This window comes from Pseudomonas sp. JV245A, assembly GCF_032424515.1.
GTDB lineage: Bacteria > Pseudomonadota > Gammaproteobacteria > Pseudomonadales > Pseudomonadaceae > Aquipseudomonas > Aquipseudomonas protegens.
The window spans coordinates 1-2,726 of sequence record NZ_VYKE01000311.1; the positions used below are offsets into that span (position 1 = coordinate 1).

General features: G+C 66.6%; 4 protein-coding genes. 3 read left to right on the top strand and 1 reads right to left on the bottom strand.

All coding sequences use genetic code 11. From position 1 onward, the window contains the following. Positions 1-482, bottom strand: a 482-nt coding sequence (locus F6S12_RS30995; protein WP_315869787.1) for a GNAT family N-acetyltransferase, incomplete at its 3' end; no start/stop codon positions are given. Positions 483-687: 205 nt separating this feature from the next. Between F6S12_RS30995 and F6S12_RS31000 the strand changes: the two genes are divergently transcribed. The 3 genes from F6S12_RS31000 to F6S12_RS31010 all read left to right on the top strand — a co-directional run. Continuing rightward, positions 688-2,175, top strand: coding sequence for a PAS domain S-box protein (locus tag F6S12_RS31000; RefSeq protein ID WP_011060864.1), 1,488 nt, complete (start codon positions 688-690; stop codon positions 2,173-2,175). A 136-nt stretch (positions 2,176-2,311) separates the two neighbouring features. Beyond that, positions 2,312-2,563: a CsbD family protein gene (locus F6S12_RS31005; protein ID WP_011060865.1), complete on the top strand. Its 252-nt coding sequence runs from the start codon at positions 2,312-2,314 to the stop codon at positions 2,561-2,563. Between the two features lies 1 nt (position 2,564). Next, positions 2,565-2,726: DUF1652 domain-containing protein (locus F6S12_RS31010; RefSeq protein WP_315869788.1), on the top strand; the 162-nt coding region annotated here is incomplete at its 3' end.

The following is a 2,726-nucleotide window of genomic DNA, read 5'->3' on the forward strand; positions in this document are numbered from 1 at the left end:
TGTTCCAGGTCGGTGCTGAACGGCACCTCGTCGACCTGCCGCAGGCCGGCGCTTTCATAGAAGCGCCGGGCGCCGCTGTTGCTCTTGAGCACGTCCAGCCACAGGCAGGGCTCACCGGCAGCGCTGGCCCGTTGCAGCACATGCTCCAGCAACCGGCGGCCATAGCCCTTGCCGGCCTCGGACTTGAGCAGATAGATCTTCTGCAGTTCGGCCCCGCGCCGGTCTCCATCGGGCAGTGGCCGGTTCCAGTTGAGCTTGGCAAAACCGATGGGCTGCTGCTGCGGGTCCAGGGCCAGCAGCCACAGGTGCAGGTGCTTGTCGGCCAGGGACTGTTCCAGGGGGGCGGGGGCAAAGTCCTGGGCCAGGAACTGCTGCATGCCTTCGGTGCTCCAGATCGCGGCGAAGTGCTCGCGGTAGGTGGCGCAGCCAATGGCCTGGAGGATGTCGATATCGCGGCTGTCGGCTTCACGGATGGTGATCATGCGTCATTCCTCGAGGGGCGGCTGGCCGGTGTCGCCGGGCTGGCGGCTGGCCCGCAATCCGGACGGGGCAGCTTACTCCTTTGCCCAAAGGGGCTCCAGCGCTCGGGCCGGGGCACGATGGCGGCGCGCCGTGGTCGTAGTTGCAGCCCCCTTTTTTCCGGCGTGCGGGATGTTTGGCGCAGCGTCGGGTTCTTCCGGAGATGCCATGAGCCAGGCCGTACTTGCCACCGAAACCAACCGCCGCCAATTGCAGCAGATCATCTCCGGCCTGTCCGACGGGGTGATCCTGATCGAGACCGACAAGGCCCGGACCCTGCTCTGGGCCAATGAAGCGGCCCTGGCCATGCACGGCGTCAGCACGGTCGAGCAGTTGGGCGGCAATCTGCGCGAATACGCCCGGCGCTATGCCTTGCGCTACCGCAACAACCATCCACTGGGCCTGGACAGCTACCCCATCAACCGGGTGGCTGCCGGAGAAACCTTCAGCGACGTGGTGGTGGAGGTCCAGGCCGAGATCGATGGCGAACCCCGGCACTGGGTGCACCGGGTGCGCAGCATGATCCTCGAGGACCGTAATGGCGCGCCGGAGTCCCTGGTGCTGATCCTCAGTGACGCCACCGACTGGGCCAGCGCCGAGCAGCGCTTTGAGAAGACCTTCAACGCCAACCCGGCGCCGGCGGTGATCTGCCGCCTGGGGGATTTGCGCTACATCAAGGTCAACCAGGGCTTCCTGGAGATGACCGGCTATGCCCGGGACCAGGTGATCGGCCGTTCGGTGTACGAGCTGGACGTGCTGGAAGACGCCGAGCACAAGGAACTGGCCGTCGAACGCCTGGGGCAGGGCGCGACCATCCCGCAGATGCAGGCCGAGCTGCGCCTGCCCGAGGGCGGCAGCAAGCTGGTGATCGTCGCCGGCCAGCCGCTGGACATCAACGACGAGGACTGCATGCTGTTTTCCTTCATGGACCTGGAGCCGCGGCGCAAGGCCGAGATCGCCTTGCGCCAGAGTGAGGAGCGTTTCGCCAAGTCGTTCCGCCTGACCCCGGTGCCGACCCTGGTGTGCAGCGCCGAGCAGCAGATCGTCGATGTCAACGAAGCCTTTCTCGACACCTGCGGCTACAGCAGTGAAGAGCTGCTCGGCAAGACCGTGCAGGACATCGGTTTTATCGCCGAGCCCCAGGCAGCCGAGCAGTTGTTCGGCCGCCTGGAGAAGAGCGGCAACGTCATGGGCCTGGACCTCAAGGTGCGCAAGAAGGGCGCCGAGCAGGTGGACTGCGTGGCCTACGCCGATACCGTGCTGATCCAGGACAGCCCCTGCTACCTGCTGGTGCTGATGGACATCAGCGAGCGCAAGCGCTCGGAGCTGGAGCTGGTGGGCGCCATCGAGGAGGTGATGCGTGATGCCTCCTGGTTCAGCCAGACCCTGATCGAAAAGCTCGCCAATGTGCGCAACACCCGCAGCGCGCAAGCCCCGGCGGTAACCTCTGCCGAGCTCACCACCCGCGAGCGCGAGGTCCTGGGGCTGATCTACCAGGGGCTGGCGGACAAGGAAATTGCCGCGCAACTGCAGTTGGCCCCCAACACCGTGCGCAATCACGTGGCCACCCTGTACTCCAAGCTCGATGTGCACAGCCGCGGCGAGGCCATTGTCTGGGCCCGGGAGCGCGGGCTGTTTGCCGGCAGTGCCGGCTGACCCGGTGCAAATGCACCAGTGCAACCAGTGCAAATGCGCCTTTTGCCCGGGGGCGGGCCTTTCTATCCTGTGATTCTGCGCAGGGCTCTGTATCGGGCCTCTGCCATTCATGAACCGCAGTAGAAGGAGCGCCAGCATGGCTAGCGAACAGATCAAGGGCACAGTGGGCAAGGTGGCCGGCAAGGCCGAGGCCGTGGTGGGTGAGTGGCTGGATGATGAGCAGCTGCAAGCCCGCGGCATGGCCCGGGAAGCCGCCGGGCAATTGCAGGAAAAGTACGGCCAGGCCCTGGACCAGGGCGCGCGCTGGGTGCGGGACAAACCGCTGTTGAGCGTGGCCCTGCTGGCCGGCGTCGGGCTGTTGGCGGGCCTGCTGCTGCGGCGCCGCTGAAATGCCGGCGGCCATCACCCTGGCGCAGTTGCGCGCCTGTATCGAGCAGCGCCTGGCGCCCCTGGCCTGCAGCTTCAGCAACGCCGGTGACGGCACCCTGACCTTGCGGGTGTTCGAGCCGGCCAGCGGCCGGGTCGACCTGGTGGTGACCGGGCTCAGCGCC

Bases quoted from the DNA above. Each gene is read 5' to 3' on its own strand.
- F6S12_RS31005 (WP_011060865.1), top strand. From the start codon at position 2,312: ATGGCTAGCGAACAGATCAAGGGCACAGTGGGCAAGGTGGCCGGCAAG.
- F6S12_RS31000 (WP_011060864.1), top strand. From the start codon at position 688: ATGAGCCAGGCCGTACTTGCCACCGAAACCAACCGCCGCCAATTGCAG.